Genomic DNA, 21,902 nt, shown 5'->3' with positions numbered 1-21,902 from the left:
GCCTCGACGCCGACTGATTGCGACGCGATGACGACTTCCGTAAGCACTGACCGGCCGGACCCCACCACCGCGCCTCAGGGAGCAGGCTCAGACCCGACCACGGCATCACGCCTGGGCCGAATGGCTCTGGCGCTGCTGACGGCGGTGGTGGTCGGTGCGGTGGTGTCGCTCGTCGGTCTCGAGGCGATCGACACCGTCAACTGGCCGGCCTTCAACTCGTCGAACGTGACCAGGTCGCTCACGACCGCCGGTCAGGTCCTCGCGATCGCGGTGCTGGTGGTCGTCGCGCTGCTGTACCGCTACGGCAAGGGCCGGGTGTTCATCCCGGTCCTGTCGGCGGCGGCGATGTCGGCGTTCGTGACGGTCACCATCGGAATGCCCTTGGGGGCAACGCGTCTCTACCTGTTCGGCCTGTCGGTCGACCAGGAGTTCCGCACCGAGTACCTGACGCGGATGACGTCGAGTCTTCGGCTTGCGGACATGACCTACCCGGATCTGCCGCCGTACTACCCGGCCGGCTGGTTCTGGTGGGGCGGTCGGTTCGCGAATCTGCTCGGCCAGCCCGGGTGGGAGGCCTACAAGCCCTGGGCCATCGTCTCGATGGCGGTGGCGGCCGCAGTCGGCGTCATCCTGTTCAACCGGATGTTCGGCGCGGATCGTGGTGTGGCACTGGGACTCGCGGTGACCACCATGGCGCTGCTGTACGCCTCGCCGGAACCGTACGCCGCGATCCTCGTGATCGTCGGTGTGCCGATGATGATCGTCCTCACCTACGCACTGCGGGGCCGCACGCGTGCGGCCGACGGACCGGCCGGGCCGTTGCGGGGCGCGACGAGTTGGCCCGCGGTGGTCGCCGCGGGTGTGTTCCTCGGGGTGTCGGCTGCGACCTACACCCTCTACACCGGGTTGTTCGCGCTGACCGCGGTCGTGCTGGCCTGCTACTTCCTCGTCCAGGGCTGGCTGGCGGCGACCAACAAGTCGACGCCGGCCGCGACGGTCAGGGCACACCGGCGCGAGATCGTGGTCGCCGTCATCGGTCGTCTCGTGTCGGTCGGGGTGATCGCCGGGCTCATCGCGCTACTGGTGTGGGCGCCGTATCTGCTGAAGCGCCTGTCCAGCGCCCCGGCCAGCGGCGGCACCGCCGAGCACTACCTTCCCGAGCGCGGTTCGGTGTTCCCCCTGCCGATGTTCGGGGTCAATCTCGTCGGCGCGATCACGCTGATCGGCCTCCTGTGGATCCTGCTGCGCTTCCGGACCCGCACCGTCGCGGTGGCGATGGGCGCAACCGTCGTCACGGTGTACCTCTTCTGTCTGTTGTCGATGCTGTTGACCGCGATGGGCACCACGCTGCTGTCCTTCCGGCTCGAACCGATCCTGGTGTGCGCGCTGGCCGCTGCGGGCGTCTTCGGTGTCGTCGACATCGCCCACTGGGCCGTGCGCAGGTTCGGTGACGTACGCGTGGTCGTGGGTGCGGTGGCCGTACTCGCCGCGATCGCAGCGGCACAGAGCATTCCGGGCCATCTCGGCACGGAGATCACCACCGCGTACACCGACACCGACGGATACGGAGAGCGTGCGGATGCACGTCCGGCCGGCGCCGAATCGTATTTCGCCGAGATCGACAAGCGCATCGCCGCACAGACCGGCCGACCACAGACCGAGAACATCGTCCTCACCGCCGATTACGGATTCCTCTCGATCTACCCGTACTGGGGTTTCCAGGGACTGACCTCGCACTACGCGAATCCGCTGGCCGAGTTCGACAAGCGCGCCGCGGCCATCGCGCGGTGGGCGAAGTCGGAGGACGCCGATCAGCTGGTCCGGCACCTCGACGAGTCGCCGTGGAAGGCCCCCGACGTCTTCCTGTTCCGGTACAGCGCCGACGGATACACGCTGCGGCTCGCCGAGGACGTCTACCCGAACGATCCGAACGTGAAGCGCTACACCGTCACCTTCGACCCCACGGTCTTCGACGACCCGAGGTTCGAGGTCACCGAGATCGGTCCGTTCGTCCTCGTCGTCCGGAAGTGACCGATGCGTCGACCCTTGCGCACCCGGCCGATGGAGATCACGCGGATCGAGGGTGACTCGTCGACAACGCATTTCGTCCACACCGATGTCGTGAACTGGGTACTGCTGGAACAGGATGGTGAGCTCACCCTCATCGACGGCGGTTACCCCGGGCAGGCCGGTCAGGTCGTCGAGTCGATCGAGCAGATCGGCCGGCGTCCGGAGGACATCCGCGGCGCACTGCTGACACATGCGCACGTCGACCACCTCGGCGGGCTGGCGAAGTTGCACTCGCGGTACGGCTTCGACGTGTTCATGGATCCCGTCGAGGTCGATCACGCACTGCGCCATCACCTCCAGCAGGCCACTCCGCTGGACCTCGCACCGCTCGCCGTCCGTCCAGGTTTGTGGACGTGGCTGGCGAAGACCCTGCCCCTCGGGGTGTTGAGCAGGTCGGGATTGTCGGCGGCAGCACCGTTCCCGGAGCCGCTCGATCTGCCGGGTTCGCCGGTGCCGGTGGCGAGTCCCGGACACACCGACGGCCACAGCGCCTATCTGGTCGGCGACGGGCGGGCGCTGGTCTCCGGCGACGCACTGGTCAGCGGTCATGAGGTGTCGGCGATCGCTGGGCCACAGTGCATTCCGTCGCCGTTCCAGCACGACGAGCCCACCGCTCGTCGCAGTGTCGAGCGATTCACCGGCCTCGAGGCCGACCTGCTACTCGCAGGTCACGGTCCGCTGTATCGCGGCAGGGTCGCCGACGCCGCCCGCCGAGCGCTCGCGCTCTGAATCGCCGCCGGCGCTCGCGCTCTGAGCTATTCCGCGAAACCCACGAACCTTGCGGCTTCCTCGACCGACTTGCGCTCGGAGACCACTGCAGTGGCGGGGAAGGTCTCATCCGGCCAGCCCAGCGCGATGCTCTTCATGATGACCTGGTCGTCCGGGATTCCCGCGTGCTCTCGCACGACGGGCGACTGCATGATGCCCTGACTGTTGATCACCGCACCCAGACCGCGGGACCAGGCGGCATTGACCAACGCGGTGGAAACCGCTCCGCAGTCGAAGGGCGTGTCGTCGCTGCCGTCCAGGATGCGGTCGTAGGTCACGATCACGCCGACCGGCGCATCGAACTGACGGAATCCTCGCAGGACCCAGTCCTGCCGCATCTCCGTGTCGTCGCGGGCGATGCCCATCGCGGCGAACAGTTGCTTCGCCACGCCGACCTGACGATCGCGATGTACGCCGGTGAACCGTTCCGCCCCGGTCCGGAACTCGCGAGAGTGCGGCACACCGGCCAGGTTGCGTTCGGTGTTTCCCGCACGGATGCGATCCAGCGGTTCGCCCGTGATCACATGGAAGTTCCAGGGCTGGGTGTTCATCGAGGACGGGGCCCGCATGGCCAGCGCGAGAACTTCCTCGATCAGTTCTCGGGGCACGGGATCCGGTGTGAAACCGCGAATGCTGCGGCGTCCCAGAATCACTTCGTCGAACTGCATCGTCAACCTCTCATCGAGCCCCGGCCCCATCCGGCATCCGACGGGCGGCCGTCTCCACCCTACTGAGCCATGGCCTCGCGACTGTTAGCCCTGCCACGTTCTCCCGGGGTGACCGTGCCGCCTGCCCGAACAAAGGGTAGGTTTACCTCACAAAGCGGCGAGCACGGGGGAAAGTTCGAGGACATGAACGGCGACAAGCACCTGGATTCCAGTCCGTCTCCCACACCCGGATCATCGGAACCCCCCGAGTCGAGCACCGTCGCCGCCCGATGGCGAGCCGTCGCCGCGAGCCGTGGCGACGCCGTCGCAGTCCGCACACCAGAGGCGTCGATCACCTTCGCCGAGGCGGCGTCCCGCGTGGAGCTGCTCGCCGACCGGATCGTCGCGAGCACCGAGCCTGGCGAGGCCGTCCCCGTCGAGATCGAGTCCGACATCGACTCGGTGATCTCTATGCTGGCGGTCTGGTGCTCGGGACGACGTCTCGTCCTGCTCGATCCGTTCCTGCCCGAAGATCGGCGCGCGAACATCCTGCGACTGTCCGGGGTCAACCCGCCGACACCGTCGACCGCACCGGCTCCCACTGGGGACGAGGCCCGCGGGCGGACGGTCGTCGAGCCGGGACCCGACGACCCGGCGGTGCTGCTGTTCACCTCCGGCTCCACCGGCGCCCCCAAGGTTGTGGTGCTGCCCCAACGGATGCCGGTGAACCATGCGCGTGACGGACGTCGGTTCTTGCGTCTGGGCCCCGACGATCGGGCTGCGGTCCTGCTCCCGCTGAGCTTCGGCGGCGGGTTGGACGCGCTCACGATGAGCCTGCTGAACGGCGCGACCATGCTGCTCTGGGATGTGCGCCGCCGCACCACCACCGGGTTGCGGGACTGGCTGTCCGCGACGGGCGCGACGACCGCACACTGCACGCCGTCACTTCTGCGCTCATGGCTGGGCGAACTCTCCGCCGACGACGCCATCGGATCACTACGCCTGTTGTCCACCTGCGGGGAACCCGCTCACGGGGACGACGTCCTGCGCGCACGCCGGACGATCCTCCCACGCGGCGAGTTCTGTTGCTGGGCAGGGGCGTCGGAGGTCGGAAACCTCGCCTTCAACCTCTTCCCGCCCGAGCGGGACGTCGAGGCCGGCGCCATACCGGTCGGCAGTCCCGCGTCGGACAAACGCGTCCGCATCGTCGACGAGCACGACGCAGACGTGCCCACAGGCGTCACCGGAGAGGTCGTCGTCGAGTCCGCGCACATCGCTTCCGGCTACCACGCGAATCCGGAACTGACGGCCCGGCGATTCACCTCGCTGCCCGATGGTCGGACGCGCTACCGCACCGGCGACCTGGGCCGCCTCGACGAGAACGGCGAGCTCTCGCTGCTCGGACGAGATGACGACGCCGTCAAGGTCCGCGGCTACCTCGTCGAGCCGCTGGAAGTGGAGGCCGCACTCCTCGCCCTGCCCTGGACGGTCGATGCGGTGGTCACCGCGAACCGGAACGAGGGACGCCTGACCGCACATGTCGCGGTCGATCCGGCGAAATGGTCGCCATCGCCGGCCGAGATCCGACTTGAGCTCGGGAAGTCGTTGACGCCGTGGATGATCCCACAGGACATCATCGTGCTGTCCGAACTCCCGCGCAACGAGCGCGGCAAGGTCGTCCGCGCGGAGCTACCACCACCGCCGCCGCGGCCGGCTCCGGAACCCCCTCGAGGGCTGACCGAGTTTGCGTTGCACCAAGTCTGGTGCGACATCCTGGGACTCGAGAGCATCGGACGCAACGAGGATTTCGTCGAACTCGGTGGCGACTCGCTCGCCGCCGCGAAGATGCTCGCCGAGGTGGGACACCATCTCCAGTTGGACGTGAACACCGCGATGCTCGCCGAGGCGCCGACGATCGCTCGGTTCGCCGCCCGGATCGAGGCCGCGGCGAAGGAGCGGTCGAAGAACGCCTCGGGCGCCACTCTGATCCCGTTGCGGAAGGGCACCGGCGACCCGATCTTCCTCATGGCCGGCGCCGGCAGTCTCGCGACGAGCCTGACGCCCATCGTCCGGGCACTCTCCGGCGACCGTCCCGTCTACGGCATCCAGTCCCGGGGCGTCGAGAAGCGGGGCCGTGCAGACCATTCCGTCCGTGCTGCTGCACGCCGCGCGATCACCGACATCCGCTCGGTGCAACCGCGCGGCCCATACCAGGTCGGCGGATACTCGCTGGGCGGATTCATCGCCGTCGAGGTGGCTGCACGCCTCACCAAGGCGGGCGAGACCTGCCACACCGTGGCGGTGCTCGACTCCGTGATCGATCCCGCTCTGGCGCAGCGACTCTCCGGCGAACGCCCGAACCTGATCCAGCGGATCCGCAGCTCGCTGCGCTCACTCACCGCCGCGAAGGAGACCCTGCCCGACCGGACCGGTAGCGATGAGGACAGCAAGCCCGGCGGCTCACCTCTGCAGCACGCGCTGCAGCAGATCGCCCTCAAGGTGCTGGTGCTCACCGCCGGACTCGTGCCGTTGTCCACGTCCGTGCAGTGGGTGGTCTTCTTCCGGCTCGGCACCGAGATGATCCGACGGCACCGACCGAGCCCCTACTCCGGTCCGATCACGGTCATCCGGGCCCGCACCAACACCGACGATCCGGCATTGTGGGGCCATTTCACCTCGGGCCGGGTCGAGTTCGTCGACGTCGACGGCGACCACATCTCGGTGATCCGCCCACCGCACGTCGCCGCCACCGCGCGGGCGATCGATCAGGTCCTGGAGCGCACGTCGGACTGAGGTCGCACGCGACGTCAGTCAGGCGTAACCGATTGCTGCACAACCCCGTGGTCACGCCGTCTGTGGATGGACATCTGTTCTTGTCGGTGGGGTGTTCTACCTTGGTTGGTAACAGATTCAGCCATCCAGGTTGGGCTGTAGACGTTGTGGGGGCAGCGTGTCGAACAGGTGGACCGATCTACCGGGCGAGTTCTTCGCCGGGGTCGATCCTGCCCACCCCGAATCGTCCGACACCGCAACCCATATGGAACGGATACGGTCGGTCCGCCACGGCGAGGCCTACCTGGCCTGGTGTCGCTACCAGTCGATCGCCATCGTCTACGACCAGCTCGTCGTCAACGGCACTGGTGGGTTTTTCATCGACCGTTACACCGAGATGGTGACCCGGGTGTGCCGCGAAGACGCCATCACGCGCTACCAGGCTGATCGGTGGGTCGGCGAAGCACTCGCGCTGCGCGAGCGGCTGCCGAAGGTGTTGACCACCCTGCGCGACGGCATCCTCTCACGCCAGTTGATCCAGACCGTCGTCTCCCGCACCGACCTGATCTCCGACGACACGATCATGGCCGACCTCGACACCGAGATCGAACGCATCCTGCGCAGCCGCACGGGCGCGTGGACCACAGTGCGACTGCGCGACATGGTTGATCGCCTGGTCTTCCGTCACGACCCCGACGCGGTCCGGGAACGCCGCCGCGAAGCCTTGGACAAACGCGGCATGTGGACGGAGAACTTCGCCGACGGCACCGGCGAGATCACCGGCGTCATGGCCGCCGAAAACGTGCGCATCGCCGAGAAAGCGGTGAAAGCGTTGGCCGACACCGTCTGCGCCCATGATGGTCGCACGCGGAACCAGCGGAACTCTGATGCCATGTTCGCGCTGTTGACCGGCACCGCTTTCGAGTGTCAGTGCCAGCGGGAGGACTGCGACGCCGACATCCCCGACCCGGCTGAGGTTGTCCGGTCGGTGAGTACCGAGATCGTGATCCACGCCGTCACCGACCCCGCCACCCTCGACGGTGCGCCCGGTATCGCCTGGGTCGACGGTCACGGCGTCATCTCCGATGAACACATTCGCGACCTCGCCGCCCGGCCCGACGCGATCATCAAACCCATCACCCCTGTCCGCACGGCACCCATACGTGTTGCCGCAGAGTCGGACTCGTCGGCCGGTGAAGACGAGGGCGACGCACAGTCGCGTCAGGCCGAGCGTTCGCGACCCGACGCCGGTGCGACTGGTGAGTCGACGGAGTCGAACTCGGCCGATTCGCCGGAGGCGGCTTCGTCGGGTGTAGTCGTTGTCTATCCCGGTGCGCAATCCGCCGATCCGTACCGGCCCACCACCGCGTGCGCCGACTTCGTGCGCGTGCGCGACGGCTATTGCACCGAACCCGGCTGCGCGGGTTCGTCATTCGACAGCGACCTCGACCACGTCACCGAGTACGACCACACCAACCCCACCCAAGGCGGGGACACCTCCAGTGAAAACCTCAACGCCAAATGCCGGTTCGGGCATCTGCACAAAACCTTCGGCGACTGGATCGATGTCCAGTACCGCGACGACGACGGCCACCTGGTCACCGAATACCGCACCCCGGACGGCGTGGTAATTCCCGGTGACGCCGAAACCCTCGAGGACTTCTTCCCCAACCTGCGACGCATCCGCTACGAACAGCCACCCCAGGCACCACCCACACCCAGGGTCATCACCGGGGACGACGCCCCGCCGCCCACCAACCGGCTTGCCAACAAACACGCACGCCGGCGGGCCGAACGTGCCCGCAACAAGAAGCAACGCCTCACCGACCAGGCAGACCCGCCGCCGTTCTGACGGGTCAGTCTCCCTCGGCAGCCTTCTTGATGCCTGCCAGACGACGATCCCATCCTCGCGCGATGGTGTCCAGGTGCCGGGCGAGGCGCGAGAGCTCCGAACCGACCGCCTCGTAACGGATTTCACGACCGGCCCGTGACGCCGTGACCAGGCCCGCATCGGTCAGGACCTTGAGGTGTTTGGCTATCGCCTGACGGCTGATCGGCAACTCGGTCGCGAGCGTCGACGCCGACGCGGGTTCGGTTCCCAATCTGACGAGGATGTGCCAGCGACTCTCGTCGGCGAGAGCACCGAAGACCTCGACCGGGGCGACGTCAGGCACGAGAACCGCTCGTCAGGTGAGTGCGTGCCAGTTCGAGCTCGATCTTCCAGCCTTCGGTGTTGCCGTCGAACTTGGCCCGCCGATCCGCATCCGAACCCGACAGCGAGGCGAATCCCGACTCGACGACCTTGAGGATCACTCCGGACCCGGAGTCGGTGATCCAGAACTCGACGAGCGTCGACTCCGAGTCGGGATCGGATGCGTCGGCCAGCCACCGGAAGGCGGCGTATCGCGGTTCGTCGAGTTTCACGGTGCGAAAGACGAAGGCGCCGTGAACCGGATCGTGAACGGTCGACAGATCTCCGTCGCGTTCGATTCGATGATCGGTGATCACGCTGTCGTTGATGTACCAGCCGGGTTCACTGACGAGCTGCCAGACGCGCTCGGCGGTCGCCTCGATGGCGATCTCCCGCTCGATCCGATCGAGTTCGTCATCGATTGCGGTGGTTGTCGTTTCGTTTGCGGATCGGGGATCGGTCCCACTCATGACGCCTCCTGGGCCGTTTCGAATGATGCAACTCAATGGTTGCACCATGACCCACGACTTGCAACCCTCCGGTTGCAATAAGACGTTCAGTCGACCAACTCGGCGAGTCTCCGGATCGCGAACTCGTATCCACGGATGCCATAGCCCGCGATGACGCCTGCCGCGATGGGCGAGACGTAGGAGTGGTGCCGGAACGCCTCGCGCTGGTGCACGTTGCTGATGTGCACCTCGAGGATCGGCACGCCGGGTACGACCAGGGCGTCGGCGAGGGCCACGGACGTGTGGGTCCACCCGCCGGGGTTGATGACGATGCCACTGATCTTCCCGACCGATTCGTGAATCCAGTCGATCATCTGTCCCTCGTGGTTGGTCTGCGCGGCGCGCAGACCGAAGCCGAGTTCCGATGCCGTCCGTTCGGCGAGGTCGACGACGTCGTCGAGTGTCTCGGACCCGTAGATCGCGGGCTCCCGGGTGCCGAGTGTGTTCAGGTTCGGCCCGTTGAGCAGCAGGATCGGCAACGGTTCGACGCCGGCGGCATCGGACGTGGAGTCGGACATGGGTTCACCATAGTCTCCGCCGCCTCGCCGACCGGGGCGAGACACCTCAGCGGCTACCATCTCTCTTTGTGCCAGCGCAGACCGTTCGACGAGCGAGGATCGTCGCCATAGTCACGGGCCTGCTCGGGTTCCTTCTCGCGCTGGCCACGCCGCTGATGCCGGTCGAACAGAAGACCGCGGAGATCAACTGGCCGCAGAACGGACAGATCGGTTCGGTCGCCTCCCCACTCATCGGCTACACCCCCGTCGACCTCGACGTCACCATCCCGTGCACGGCGGTCGACGACCTGCCGCCCGGTGGTTCGGTACTGTTCTCGACCACACCGAAGCAGGCGGAGAAGTCCGCCGAGCGCGGCCTGTTCATCCGCAAGACCGGTGCCGCCGACGTCCCGGCCGACCGCCAGGGCGTCGAGGTCGTCATCCGCAACGTCCCGCTGGTCTCGGCGAGCCTCCAGGACATCCGCACGCAGGACTGCCGCGAGATCGTCGTCCACGCCGATTCCGGCGCGGTGACAGCCGAATTCGTCGGCATGACCGACGACGCGGGCGATCCGCTCGCGGGAACCACCGAGGACAAAGAGGCCTTCAAGAACTCGCCCGATCAGCGCCCGCAGGTCACCGGTCTCTTCACCGACCTGTCGGGTCCGGCGTCCGATGTCGCCGGCCTCGACGCGCATGTCACCGTCGACTCCCGGTACAACACCGCCCCGACCATCTCGAAGTTGCTCGTCGTCATCGTCGGTGTCAGCTCGACGCTGCTCTCGCTCGCCGCACTGGCAGTCCTCGACTCGACCGACGGTCGTCGGCACCGGCGCATCTTCCCGGCCCGCTGGTGGCGCCTCAACACACGTGACTATGTGGTGATCGGCGCGCTGATCCTCTGGCACATGATCGGCCCCAACACCTCCGACGACGGCTATCTGCTGACGATGTCGAGGGTCGCGCAGGACAGCGACTACACCGCCAACTACTTCCGCTGGTACGGCGCCCCGGAGGCGCCGTTCGGCTGGTACTACCAGGTGTTCGGGTTGCTCAGTCATGTCTCGGTGGCCAGTCCGTGGATGCGGCTTCCGGCGCTCGCCTGTGGAATCCTGGTGTGGCTCATCGTGAGCCACGAGGTGATCCCGCGGCTCGGTCGTGCCGCGGTCACCCGCCCGATGGTCGCGTGGACCGCCGCCTTCGCCTTCCTCGCCTGCTGGTTCCCGTTCAACAACGGACTGCGTCCCGAGCCGATCATCTGCCTCGGCGCCCTGCTGACCTGGTGTTCGGTGGAACGCGCCATCGCCACCGGTCGGCTGCTGCCGGCCGCGGTGGCGTGTCTGGTGGGCGCGTTCAGCATCGCCGCCGGTCCCACCGGTGTGCTCGCGGTCGCGGCGCTGATCGCCGGTGCACGACCGATGATCATGGCGCTGATCAAGCGCGCCCGGGTGATCACCGGCGACTCGACCTCGCGTCACGCGCTGAGATGGTCGTTCGTCGCGTTGATCGCCCCGATCCTGGCCACCGGCAGCTTCGTGGTCTTCGTGGTGTTCTCGAACCTGACCCTGCGCTCGTTCTCCGAGGCGTCGAGCATGAAGACCGCGCTCGGGCCGTCGATGAACTGGTACAACGAGCTCGGGCGATACTCGGCACTGTTCGCCTTCTCCGCCGACGGGTCGATCGCACGACGCTTCGCGGTCCTCGCGATGATCCTCGGCCTCGTGGTGTCCGCGGCGGTCCTGATCCGCAAGAACCGGATCCCCGGCACCGCCATCGGACCCACTCGGCGCATCGTCGCGATCACCTTCGCCTCGCTGGTGTTCCTCATGTTCACACCGACCAAGTGGACCCATCACTTCGGTGTCTTCGCCGGTATCGCCGCCGCGCTGGCGGCCATCGCCGCGATCGCCGCGAGTCAGCAGTCGATGCACTCACGACGCAATCGCACCCTGTTCTGTGCGCTCGTCCTGTTCATCGGCGGTCTGGCGTTCACCGGCCCGAATTCCTATTACTACTACTCCTCCTGGGGAATGCCCTGGGGGATCCAGCAGGTGACGATCGGCGGCCTGATGCTCGGGAGCGTCCTGCTCTACGCGTCGCTCGCACTTCTCCTCGTCGCGCTGTGGTTCCACTTCCGTGAACCCTTCACCGGCACCGACCCGCATTCCGCGGATCCGCATGTCACCGACGTGGATCCGAAGGCACCCGTCGACACGTCCGACCAACGCTGGTACCGGCGACTGTTCGCCTCGGTGGCCGCCGCACCCCTCGCCTATCTCGCGATGGCCGTCGTCCTCTTCCAGATCATCACCGCGATCTTCGCGGGCATCCACCAGAGCTCCTCGTATTCGGTGCCGCGGTCCAACCTCGCGGCGGTTGCCGGTGAGCCATGTGGGATGGCCGACAAGGTGTGGGTGGAGTCCGACCCCAACCGCGACATGCTGCGTCCCGTCGACTCGTCGCTGACCAACCCGCTCGGCGGTCCGGCCCCCGCCCCCGGCGCCTCGCCCGCCACCTCGGGCTTCTCCCCGAACGGTGTACCGACGGACCTGGCGTCGACCGCCAGCGAGGGCTCGCTGGGCGTGCTGTCCGGCAACGTCTGGGCGGACCCGAAGATCCTGAACTCCAACCCGGGGGGCACCGGAGGCGGTGAACTGCCCGACCCCGGCGTCAACGGCAGCACCGCGGCACTACCGTTCTTCCTCGACCCCGCGACGACGCCGGTCATGGGTAGTTACTCCAAGTTCGACCAGGTTCCGGCCCGCCTCACCTCCGGCTGGTACGCGCTCCCGAAGAACTGGCGTGACCGTCCGCTGCTGACGATGTCGGTGGCCGGCGAGTACGACAACCCGAACGTGATGCTCGAATACACCGCCGACCCGATCCGGCCGGACACCACCGACGCCGACCTGACCGCCGCCGGTGAGACCGAACTCATCGACCCCGGGCCCCGCCCGGCCTGGCGCAACCTGCGCTACAACACCGACGAGCTGCCCGCCGACACCACTGCGGTCCGCATCGTGGCCACCGACGACAACCTCAACGAGGACCGCTTCATCGTGCTGACCCCGCCCCGGGTTCCGCAGATGGACACCTTGCAGGACGTCGTCGGCAGCACCGACCCCGTGCACGTGGACTGGACGTCCGGGCTCGGGTTCCCCTGCCAGCGGCCCTTCACCCACGACGTGGGTGTCGCCGAGATCCCCAAGTGGCGCATCAAGCCGGGGTCGGATCTCGCCGCAGCCGTGTCGGCGTGGCAGAACAGCTTCGGCGGCGGCCCGCTCGGCTGGATCGAGGTCTCCCAGCAGGCGACCGCCCTGCCGACGTACCTGATGGCCGACATCGGTCGCGACTGGGGCGCGCTGGAACGCTACGAACCGTACGGCGGCGTGGACACCCTCGCCGACATCGAGACCGGTACGCAGACCCGCAGCGGTCTGTGGAGTCCCGCGCCGATCAGATACTGACGACGAGCGGACACTTCAGTCCAAGGTCAGGGTGCGCGGTAGGTGAGCGGGTGCCGGTCGCATACGATCAAACACCGTGCCTGTGACAGCCCCGACGTCTCGTGTTTCCGCACGTACCGCCCGTCTGATCGCGATCGTCGCGGGTGTCCTCGGCGTGGTGCTGTGCGCACTCACGCCCTTGCTCCCGGTGAAGGCCACCGACGCCGACATCACCTGGCCGGCGGGTCAGGAGCTCAACGCCGAGACGTCGTCGGTGATGGCGCCGCTGATCGCGCAGACCCCGCAGACTCTCGACGCCCGGATACCGTGTTCGACGCTGGCGAGTGCCCCGACCGGCGTGATCCTGGCGACCATGCCCGTGAGCGCACCGACGTCGAAGGGTTCGTCGCTGTGGGTGACCGGAACCGATCAGGCCGTCACCGTCACGTTCCGAAACAGTGTCGCGGCCACGGCGCCACGTGCCGACCTCGACCGTTGCCGTGAACTGCACATATTCTCCGCACCGAGCGGGCCGGGCGCCCAGTTCGTCGGTCTCGGCGACTCGACGGTGCTCCCGCCGGAGAAGCGCCCGCAGGTCGCCGGGATCTTCAGCAACCTGAGCCCCGAGCGGGTCCGCGCCGCGGCCGCCGACGGGATGTCGGTCTCGATCCGCGTCGACAACCGCTACGAGTCGTCGCCGACGGTGCTGAAGATCGTCGTGATGGTCCTCGCCGTGATCTCGGTGATCGTGGCGCTCATCGCGCTCGCCCAACTCGACCGAATCCTCGGGTACCACCGCCGGATCGGGGCGCGCACCCGTGCCTGGTGGCACTCGCTCAAGCCGCGGGCCACCGACCTGGTCGTCACCGCCATCCTGCTGATCTGGTTGTTCCTCGGCGCCGGATCGCCCGACGACGGCTACATCCTCAACATGGGCCGCACGGCCGACGGATTCGGGTACCTGGCGAACTACTACCGCTTCTACGGCATCCCCGAGGCGCCGTTCGACTGGTACTACAGCTTCCTCTCGGTGTGGTCGTCGATCTCCTCGTCGATCCTCTGGATGCACATCCCGGCGATGGTCGCGGGCCTCGTGTCGTGGTTCGTCCTCAGCCGGGTGCTTCTGCCACGCCTGGGTCCGGCAGTGCGCCGCAGTGCATGGGCGACGTGGGCCGCCGCCCTGACGTTCACCGCGTTCTGGTTGCCGTTCTGCAGCGGACTCCGCAGTGAGGGCATCATCGTCCTCGGCTCCCTGTTGACCTGGTGGGCAGCCGAGCACGCCATCTCCACCCGTCGTCTGCTTCCCGCCGCACTCGCCGCCGGGCTCGCCGGGTTCACCCTCGCGCTCGCGCCGCACGGTGTCGTCGGTATCGCGATCCTGCTCGTCGCGGCGCGTGCCCTGCTGCACATCCTGCTCCGCCGCCGCAACGAACTCGGTGGTTCGCGGTGGACGGCGACCGCGGCGCTCGTCGCGCCGATCGTCGCCGCGGGGATGGTCGTCCTGGTCGTCGTCTTCCGGGACCAGACCCTCGCGACTGTGCTGGAGGCGATCAAACTCCGCTACACCGTCGGTCCGGTGATCTCCTGGCACCAGGAGTTCCTGCGGTACTACTTCATCTCGGTCGTCACCGACGACGGTTCGCTCACCAGACGCGTACCGCTCCTCCTGCTGCTCGCCGGCCTGTTCGTGGTGGTCGCGGTGATGTTGCGGCGCACCCGCATTCGCGGCATCGATCCCGGCCCGGTGTGGCGTCTCGTCGGGGCCGTCGGCGTCACCCTGCTGCTGTTCGTGTTCACCCCGACCAAGTGGACGATCCAGTTCGGCGTGCTCGCGGGTCTCGCCGCCGCGATCTCCGCGGCCGCGACCATCGCCGTCGTGCAGTCGGCGGCGCGTTCGGCTCGCAACCTGACCGTCTTCGTCTCGGGTCTGCTCTTCGCGATGGCCGCGGCGATGGCCGGCTACAACTCGTGGCCGTTCGCTTACGAATACGGCATCTCCTGGTTCGACCGGGCGCCCGTCATCGCCGGATACGGCGCGTCGACGCTGTTCCTGATCCTCGCCGTACTCGCCGCCGCGCTGGCGGTGTGGCAGCATCTCCGGCTCGACTACGTCACCAATCGTGGACTCGCACACAGCGACACCGGTCCCGGCGAAACCCGGGCAGACCGACGTCGCCTGTTCCTCGCCTCCTCCCCGATCGCGGTGATCGCCGGCCTGCTCGTCGTCGTCGAGATGCTGTTGTTCGTGAAGGCGGCCGTCACCCGGTATCCCGCGCCGACGGTGCTCGCCGAGAACCTGAACACCCTGCGCGGCAACCCGTGTGGCCTCGCCGACGAGGTGCTCGTCGAACTCGATCCGAACACCGGGATGCTCACCCCCGCGGGTGGTGCGTCGGCGACCGCGGCGTTGCGCGGCGAGAACCCGGTGGGCTTCTCCCCCAACGGCATTCCGGATGACCTCCAGCCCGAACCCGGAAGTCAGCGACCGGGCCAGATGAACGTCTCGGCGAGCATGGCACGCCCGTTCGCCATCACCGGCGGACTCGGTGCGGGCACCACCGGTGGTCGCGGACCCGAGACCGTCAACGGTTCGACCGCCAAACTCCCCTTCGGACTCGATCCCGCCACCACCCCGGTGCTCGGCAGCCACGGCTACAACGGGGAGGCGCGTCTGACGACCGGCTGGTACGACCTGCCCGCCGACCGTGCCGCCTCGCCGCTGCTCGTGTTCAGCACCGCGGGCGCCGTCTCGACCATCGACACCTTCGGGGTCCGGAACTTCGGGCAGAAGATGGTCGTGCAGTTCGGCCGTCCGGGACCGGACGGCTCGTTCGAACAGGTCGGCCCGGACATGCTGCCCATCGATCCCGGACCGGTGATCCTGAACCGTCCGTGGCGCAACATGCGTATACCGATGTCGGCGGCCCCGCCCGCGGCGACCGTGATGCGACTGTCGTTGCAGGACAACAACCTCGGCGACCAGCAGTTCATCGGGATCACCCCGCCCCGCGCTCCGCAGCTGCAGTCTCTGCAGGAGGTCGTCGGATCGTCGGCGCCGACCCTGATCGACTTCGGGGTGGCCTCACACTTCCCGTGCCAGCAGCCGATGGGTGTCTCGCACGGCGTCGCGCAGGTGCCGCAGTGGCGGATCCTGGGTGACTACCCGCTGACCAACTCGCAGTCCAAGACCTGGCAGGCCGGGGTCGACGGCGGCCTGCTGGGCATCTCGGAGGCGACGACCTCGGCACGGGCCGTGTCGACCTATCTCGAGGACGACTGGGCCCGCGACTGGGGCGCGCTGGAGAAGCTGACGCCGCTGGTGCCCGGTGCACCGAATGCACAGATCGACACCGCACAGACGACGCAATGGGGCTGGTCACGCACCGGCTCGATCAGGGTGGAGCCCCAATCCGATGAGTGAATCCAACCGCACCGCGAAGATCGTCGCCGTCGTCACGGGCCTGCTGGGCTTCCTGCTCGCCATCGTCACGCCGATCCTGCCGGTCAACCAGACCACCGCCGAACTCAAATGGCCACAAGGCGATTCCGTGTCGGATGTGGCGGCGCCGCTGGTGGCCTTCGTCCCGATCGACATGGACATGTCCGTGCCGTGTTCGCTGGCCTCCCGGTTACCCGCGCAGGGCGGGGTCCTTCTCTCGACGACGCCGGCGGGCGGCCAGGACGACTCCGCCCGCGGTCTCTTCGTCCGCGCCACCGCCGACACGCTGACGATGATCGACCGCAACGTGGTGCTTCTCAACACCGATCGTGCGGCGGCGCAGGCCAACCCGAACTGCCGCATCGTGATGCACGCCGACGGCGAGGGCGTCGACGGCCGTTTCGAGGGCCTGCCCGCGCCCGACGCCGCCACCGGCGGTCTGCACGAGTTCGCCATCCCCGACCACGAGATGCGCCCCCAGATCGTCGGCATCTACAGCGATCTGCCCGCCGACGCGTCCCGGGACGGACTGTCGCTGCGCGCGACCATCGACACCCGCTACGTCAGCTCGCCGACGCCCCTCAAGCTCGCGGCGATCGTCGTCGGCATCGTGATGACGATCCTCTCGCTCATCGCACTGGGCGTCCTGGACCGCCGGGACGGTCGCGCGCACAAGCGATTCCTGCCGACCGGCTGGTGGACGATCCGCCCTCCGGATGTCGCAGTCGTCGCGATTCTCGCCTTCTGGTGGTTCGCCGGTGCCAACACCTCCGACGACGGTTACAACTTCACGGTCGGCCGCATCACCAGCGAGGCCGGCTACGCGGACAACTACTTCCGGTACTTCGGCGTCCCCCAGGACCCGTTCGGCTGGCATTTCCAGGTCATCTCGTGGATGACGAACGTCAGCGTCGCCACGCCGTGGATGCGCCTGCCGGCCTTCCTGCTCGGACTCCTCGGCTGGTGGCTCATCAGCCGCGAGGTGATCCCGCGCCTGGGACGCGCGGTCCGCAACAGCACCCCCGCCGTGTGGTCGGCCGCCTTCGTGTTCCTCGCGATCTGGTTGCCGTTCAACAACGGTCTGCGTCCCGAACCCGCCGAAGCCGTGGGTGCGCTGCTCACCTGGTGCTGCGTCGAACGGGCCATCGCCACCAGACGTCTGCTGCCATACGCGATCGCGGTGGTGACCGCGGCGTTCACGCTGGCCCTCGCGCCCGGCGGACTGATGGCGGTCGCCGCCCTCCTCGCCGGCATCCGGCCGATCGTCAAGACCCTGGTGTCCCGGAGAAACCGCGACGGCCTGCTGCCGATGCTCGCGCCGATCCTGGCGGCGGGCACCGCGGTCCTCTTCCAGATCTTCTTCGACCAGCCGATCGGCGCGCTCATCGCCGGCAACAAGGTCGCCTCCGACGTCGGACCTACTCTCGAGTGGTGGCAGGAACCGATCCGGTACTACTACCTGATCCTGCCCACCGCGGACGGCACCCTGGCCCGTCGTTTCGGCGTGCTCACAATGATCCTGTGCCTGTTCGTCGTGCTGCTGCGCCTGCTGCGTCGCGAGCATCCGAACGGGGTTGCGCGCGCTCCGATCTGGCGTCTGGTCGCGGTCACCCTGGGCACGATGTTCTTCATCGCGTTCACCCCGACCAAGTGGACCCATCACTTCGGTGTGTATGCGGGTATCGCCGCCGGTCTCGCCGCCGCAGCGGGCGCGATGATGGCACCGGCGGTGCTGCGGTCACGCCGCAACCGCACCTTCTTCGCGGCCACTGTTCTCGCGATCACCGGGATCTCCTTCGCCGGCACCAACGGCTGGTGGTTCGTCGGCAGCTACGGCGTGCCGTGGTGGGACCGTCCGCCGGCCGTCGGCGGGGTCAACGTCGCGTGGTTCATCCTCCTCGCGGCGGTCGTCACCGCCCTGGCCGGACTGTGGTTCCACTTCCGCGACGACTTCGTCGACGAACAGACCCGTACCCGCGGCGGTGACCACTGGTATTCGAAGCTCAAGTTCTCACCGCTGCCGGTGATCTCGGGCCTGATGGTGTTGTTCATGGTCGCATCGTTCCTGAAGGGCGCCTACGAGCAGCGGGATTCCTGGTCCTGGATGAAGTCGAATGCTCGTGCCCTGACCGGCAATTCGTGCGGCCTGGCCAACGACGTCCTGGTCGAGGCCGACCCCACGGCCGGCCTGCTCGCTCCTTCAGCGGTGAACGGTCGTCCCGCACCCGGTGTGTCGCAGGCACTGTCGGGTCCGGATGCGACCGGCTTCACGCCCAACGGCGTCCCCGACAAGCTGTCGGTGGACGCCACCGAGAACAACGACTCCGCCACCACGAGCGCCCAGAACACCGCACAGACCGGCGCCGGTGCGGACGAGTCCGCCAACTCGTCGTCGGCGCAGGGCGGGACCGAGGGCGGCCAGGGCGCACGCGGCATCAACGGGTCGACGGTGCGCCTGCCGTTCGGTCTGAACCCTTCCGCCACACCGGTTCTCGGCAGTTACGGAGCGCCGTCGGGCTCCGCCTCCCTGACCACGGACTGGTATCAGCTGCCCGCACGCTCGGACGACGCACCGCTGCTGACCATGGCGGTCGCCGGATCGGTCGAGGCGGTCGACGGCATCGGTGTCGTGCACGCGGGCCAGAAGGTGATCGCCCAGTTCGGTCGCCTCGGCGCCGACGGCCGCGTGGTGCCGACCGGCCAGATGTTCCCCATCGACATCGGCGAGGTCCCGACGTGGCGCAACCTGCGGTTCCCGCTCGCCGATTCGCCGCCGCAGTCCACCGTGGTGCGCATCCTGGTCGAGGACACGGCCGCGGCGTCGTCGGAGTGGGTGGCCATCACGCCGCCGCGCGTCGGCAAGCTGGCGACACTCGACGACGTCGTCGGCCGGACCGATCCGGTGTTCATCGACTGGCTGCCCGGCCTGGTCTTCCCGTGCCAGCAGCCGATGAAGGTGCGTAACGGCGTCCTCGAGGTGCCCAAGTGGCGGATCATGCCCGACGCGGAGGCCACCCGGAAGAACAGCCAGACCTGGATGTCGGGCACCGCGGGCGGTCCGCTCGGCATCACGGAGGCGATGCTGCGTCCGACCCTGCTGCCGACCTACCTGCGCAACAACTGGGGACGCGACTGGGGCGGCCTGCAGCGGTTCACCGAGATCATCCCGGCGCCACCGGCCGAGATCGACCTCGGAGAGGCACGACGGTCGGGTCTGTACGACCCCGCACCGATGCGTTCCAGCGGGTACTGACACGTCGTGACCAGGGACGACGGGGACGCGCGGCTGATACCCAGGACGGCCCCGTCGAAACCTGGCGACCCGCCTTCGTTACCGCACCGTGATCTCCAATCTCGGTTGCGTCACTCATCCCCGGTGACGCTCGAACAGGCCGCGATCGGGACCTAGCGTCGTGTTCATGAGTAAATTCACGGCACCAGGACTCAGTACGGAATCGGCAGACGAGGTGGCCGGAATCCTGCAGGAGCGCCTCAGCGCGCTGAACGACCTGCACCTCACTCTCAAGCACATCCACTGGAACGTGGTCGGCGCGAACTTCATCGGCGTCCACGAGATGATCGATCCGCAGGTGGAACTGGTGCGCGGTTACGCCGACACCGTCGCCGAGCGCATCGCGACGCTCGGATCGTCGCCGCGGGGCACGGCCAAGGCGATCGAGACCGACCGCTCGTGGAGTGACTACTCGATCGGACGGGACACCGCGCAGGCACACCTCGGTGCCCTCGACCTCGTCTACGACGGTTTCATCACCTCGCACCGGGACGCGATCGAGAAGATCGGCGAGATCGACCCGATCACCGAGGACATCCTGATCGGGCAGACCGCCGAACTCGAGAAGTTCCAGTGGTTCGTCCGCGCCCACCTCGAGAGCTACACCGGGGAGCTGACCCACGCCGGCGCCAGTGGCGAGAAGGAAGCCGCCGATGCCGCGCGCTGACCGAGAAATCCGCTAGCCCGGTGAGGGCCGTCCCCCGGCCCTCACCGAAACCGCGGTCGCGAATGCCCACACCACCCAGTTCGCGGCCGCGGTTTCTCCTCCCTCGAACCGATCACGTTGCACGAACGACTCTCGACGTGACGCGGTGATCGCCGCACGTCCGGGAACCGACGCTTTGTTACTCTGAGCACAGGCTTTTGCCGTGAACAGGATGTGAAGACAGCGCGTCCGACCGGATCAATCGGGGCGTCCTCGCTCTGACGGGGAGGTACGTGTGGCTGATACACGATCATTCACGCTGTTCAACGATCTGGAGCTCCACATGCAGTTCGCGCAGGTCTGCCGGCTGTCGGACGGAGCGTTGGCCGCCGTCGAACTGCAGCTTCGTGGCCCCGCCGGGACCCGACTCGCCACCGCCGCCGCCCTCAAGCGGGCCGCGCGACTCGTCGAGGAACATCCGGTCCTGGACGAACGCAAACGCAAGATGGCTGCCGACCCGCGCGCACAGTCGCTGGCGAAGATCCTCCCGCTGCTGGTCAATCTCGACCTCGAACTGATCGACAATCTCGACGACGAGACGACGCGCACGCTCGAGCGCCATGTGATGGTGGTCTTGCCGGATGCCGTCGAGCGCAGCCCACAACGCACCCTCGCCCGGGTCGCCCGGGCGCGGGACGCCGGCAAGATCATCTGCGTCGACGGCCTGGTCCGCAGCGAGCACGCCGCCACCCTGCTCTCGCTCGTCGAACCCGACATCATCGTGACCGGCGCCGAACTGCTCGCCAAGCAGGCGACCGCCGATTCCGCCCAACTCGCGCACGCGCTGGCCGCGCACACCGAGCGCAGTCATGCCGTGGTGATCGCCGAGGGCGTCGACGACGAGCAGTCCCGCGTGACCGCTCAGACGATGGGTGCTGCGTTCGGTATCGGCGATCTGTACCCGCCGGTGTCCGACCCGTCCGTACTGGCGTCGCGGACCATCGTGCCGCTGCCCGAGATGCCGGTGTGGACGACCCCAGACCCGGACAAGTCGACCCCGTATCGGATCGCCTCGAGCTCGATCGAACCGCGGATGGGCAACAAGCGGCTGCTCATCGAGATGAGCAAGGCGCTGGAACACCAGGCTGCGATCGGCGGCGCCGCCATCGTCCTGGGCACCTTCCAGTACGCCGAACACTTCACCCCACGCACCGCCAAGCGGTGGCGGGAGATGTCGGAGAAGACCGGCCTGGCCGGTGTCTACGGGGTCGGACTGCCCGACGTCCGCGACGGCAACGTGCATCGCGCGCCCCTCGATCCCGAGGACGACCTGATCAACGAATGGAACGTCGCGGTTCTCGGTCCGCACTTCGCGGCCCTGCTCTCCGCTCGCGACCAGCACGACGCCGGACCCGACCTGGAGCGCACCTTCGAGTTCGTCCAGACCTATGACCGGATGACCGTCACCCAGGCCGTTCACTCGATTCTCGCGCGGTTCGCCTGACCCTTCGATACGCCCCTCCGCAAGCTCCGGGGCTACTCAGGGAGCACCACGCCGCCGCTCCGCAAGCTCCGGGGCCAACTCAGGGAGCGGGACGATTTGGGTTTGTCACAGCATCGCTGAC

At 67.8% G+C, this 21,902-nt stretch carries 13 protein-coding genes; 9 read left to right on the top strand and 4 right to left on the bottom strand.

The window, feature by feature from the left end; translation table 11 throughout:
• Positions 1–27 precede the first annotated feature (27 nt).
• On the top strand, positions 28–2,031 hold the full coding sequence (locus tag GOAMI_RS19455) for a galactan 5-O-arabinofuranosyltransferase (RefSeq protein WP_040005025.1): 2,004 nt from the start codon (positions 28–30) through the stop codon (positions 2,029–2,031).
• Between the two features lie 3 nt (positions 2,032–2,034).
• Positions 2,035–2,799, top strand: coding sequence for an MBL fold metallo-hydrolase (locus GOAMI_RS19450; RefSeq protein WP_006438301.1), 765 nt, complete (start codon positions 2,035–2,037; stop codon positions 2,797–2,799).
• 26 nt (positions 2,800–2,825) lie between these two features.
• Here the strand turns inward: GOAMI_RS19450 and GOAMI_RS19445 are convergent, their stop codons facing one another.
• Positions 2,826–3,506: a nitroreductase gene (locus tag GOAMI_RS19445; RefSeq protein WP_040005024.1), complete on the bottom strand. Its 681-nt coding sequence runs from the start codon at positions 3,504–3,506 to the stop codon at positions 2,826–2,828.
• A 183-nt stretch (positions 3,507–3,689) separates the two neighbouring features.
• Between GOAMI_RS19445 and GOAMI_RS19440 the strand changes: the two genes are divergently transcribed.
• Both GOAMI_RS19440 and GOAMI_RS19435 read left to right on the top strand, forming a co-directional pair.
• Entirely contained in the window at positions 3,690–6,278 is a 2,589-nt protein-coding gene (locus GOAMI_RS19440; protein WP_006438299.1) for an AMP-binding protein, read from the top strand.
• A gap of 157 nt (positions 6,279–6,435) precedes the next feature.
• A complete protein-coding gene (locus GOAMI_RS19435) occupies positions 6,436–8,109 on the top strand; it encodes a DUF222 domain-containing protein (protein ID WP_006438298.1) in 1,674 nt (557 codons plus the stop codon).
• 4 nt (positions 8,110–8,113) lie between these two features.
• Here GOAMI_RS19435 and GOAMI_RS19430 read toward each other — a convergent pair whose 3' ends face one another.
• The 3 genes from GOAMI_RS19430 to aroQ all read right to left on the bottom strand — a co-directional run bounded on the left by GOAMI_RS19430 (position 8,114) and on the right by aroQ (position 9,475).
• Positions 8,114–8,431, bottom strand: a complete 318-nt coding sequence (locus tag GOAMI_RS19430) for an ArsR/SmtB family transcription factor (protein WP_006438297.1) — start codon at positions 8,429–8,431, stop codon at positions 8,114–8,116.
• Positions 8,424–8,918: an SRPBCC family protein gene (locus GOAMI_RS19425; RefSeq protein WP_006438296.1), complete on the bottom strand. Its 495-nt coding sequence runs from the start codon at positions 8,916–8,918 to the stop codon at positions 8,424–8,426. Before GOAMI_RS19425 ends, GOAMI_RS19430 begins: the two co-directional genes overlap by 8 nt.
• Positions 8,919–9,004: 86 nt before the next feature.
• The gene (gene aroQ / locus GOAMI_RS19420; protein ID WP_006438295.1) at positions 9,005–9,475 is read right to left on the bottom strand and encodes a type II 3-dehydroquinate dehydratase; all 471 of its coding nucleotides are present in this window, start codon (positions 9,473–9,475) and stop codon (positions 9,005–9,007) included.
• A 68-nt stretch (positions 9,476–9,543) separates the two neighbouring features.
• On the opposite strand from aroQ, the gene GOAMI_RS19415 reads away from it, so the two are divergent.
• From GOAMI_RS19415 to GOAMI_RS19395, 5 genes are all read left to right on the top strand, one after another.
• A complete protein-coding gene (locus GOAMI_RS19415) occupies positions 9,544–12,921 on the top strand; it encodes an arabinosyltransferase domain-containing protein (protein WP_006438294.1) in 3,378 nt (1,125 codons plus the stop codon).
• A gap of 76 nt (positions 12,922–12,997) precedes the next feature.
• Entirely contained in the window at positions 12,998–16,321 is a 3,324-nt protein-coding gene (locus tag GOAMI_RS19410) for an arabinosyltransferase domain-containing protein (protein ID WP_006438293.1), read from the top strand.
• Positions 16,314–19,592 (top strand): arabinosyltransferase domain-containing protein, encoded by a 3,279-nt coding sequence (locus GOAMI_RS19405; protein ID WP_006438292.1) that lies wholly within the window; start codon positions 16,314–16,316, stop codon positions 19,590–19,592. Before GOAMI_RS19410 ends, GOAMI_RS19405 begins: the two co-directional genes overlap by 8 nt.
• Positions 19,593–19,758: 166 nt before the next feature.
• The gene (locus tag GOAMI_RS19400; protein WP_024498792.1) at positions 19,759–20,298 is read left to right on the top strand and encodes a Dps family protein; all 540 of its coding nucleotides are present in this window, start codon (positions 19,759–19,761) and stop codon (positions 20,296–20,298) included.
• 274 nt (positions 20,299–20,572) lie between these two features.
• Complete coding sequence (locus tag GOAMI_RS19395) at positions 20,573–21,781, top strand: DICT sensory domain-containing protein (RefSeq protein ID WP_006438290.1); 1,209 nt, start codon at positions 20,573–20,575, stop codon at positions 21,779–21,781.
• Positions 21,782–21,902 lie beyond the last annotated feature (121 nt).

Source organism: Gordonia amicalis NBRC 100051 = JCM 11271 (assembly GCF_000332995.1).
Classification (GTDB): Bacteria; Actinomycetota; Actinomycetes; order Mycobacteriales; family Mycobacteriaceae; genus Gordonia; species Gordonia amicalis.
Note: the sequence above shows the minus strand (reverse complement) of the source record. Positions and strands in the feature narration are given on the sequence as shown.

Coding starts and splice junctions, on each gene's coding strand:
- GOAMI_RS19440 (WP_006438299.1), top strand. CDS start 3,690: ATGAACGGCGACAAGCACCTGGATTCCAGTCCGTCTCCCACACCCGGA.
- GOAMI_RS19450 (WP_006438301.1), top strand. CDS start 2,035: ATGCGTCGACCCTTGCGCACCCGGCCGATGGAGATCACGCGGATCGAG.
- GOAMI_RS19445 (WP_040005024.1), bottom strand. CDS start 3,506: ATGCAGTTCGACGAAGTGATTCTGGGACGCCGCAGCATTCGCGGTTTC.
- GOAMI_RS19455 (WP_040005025.1), top strand. CDS start 28: ATGACGACTTCCGTAAGCACTGACCGGCCGGACCCCACCACCGCGCCT.
- GOAMI_RS19425 (WP_006438296.1), bottom strand. CDS start 8,918: ATGAGTGGGACCGATCCCCGATCCGCAAACGAAACGACAACCACCGCA.
- aroQ (WP_006438295.1), bottom strand. CDS start 9,475: ATGTCCGACTCCACGTCCGATGCCGCCGGCGTCGAACCGTTGCCGATC.
- GOAMI_RS19400 (WP_024498792.1), top strand. CDS start 19,759: ATGAGTAAATTCACGGCACCAGGACTCAGTACGGAATCGGCAGACGAG.
- GOAMI_RS19405 (WP_006438292.1), top strand. CDS start 16,314: ATGAGTGAATCCAACCGCACCGCGAAGATCGTCGCCGTCGTCACGGGC.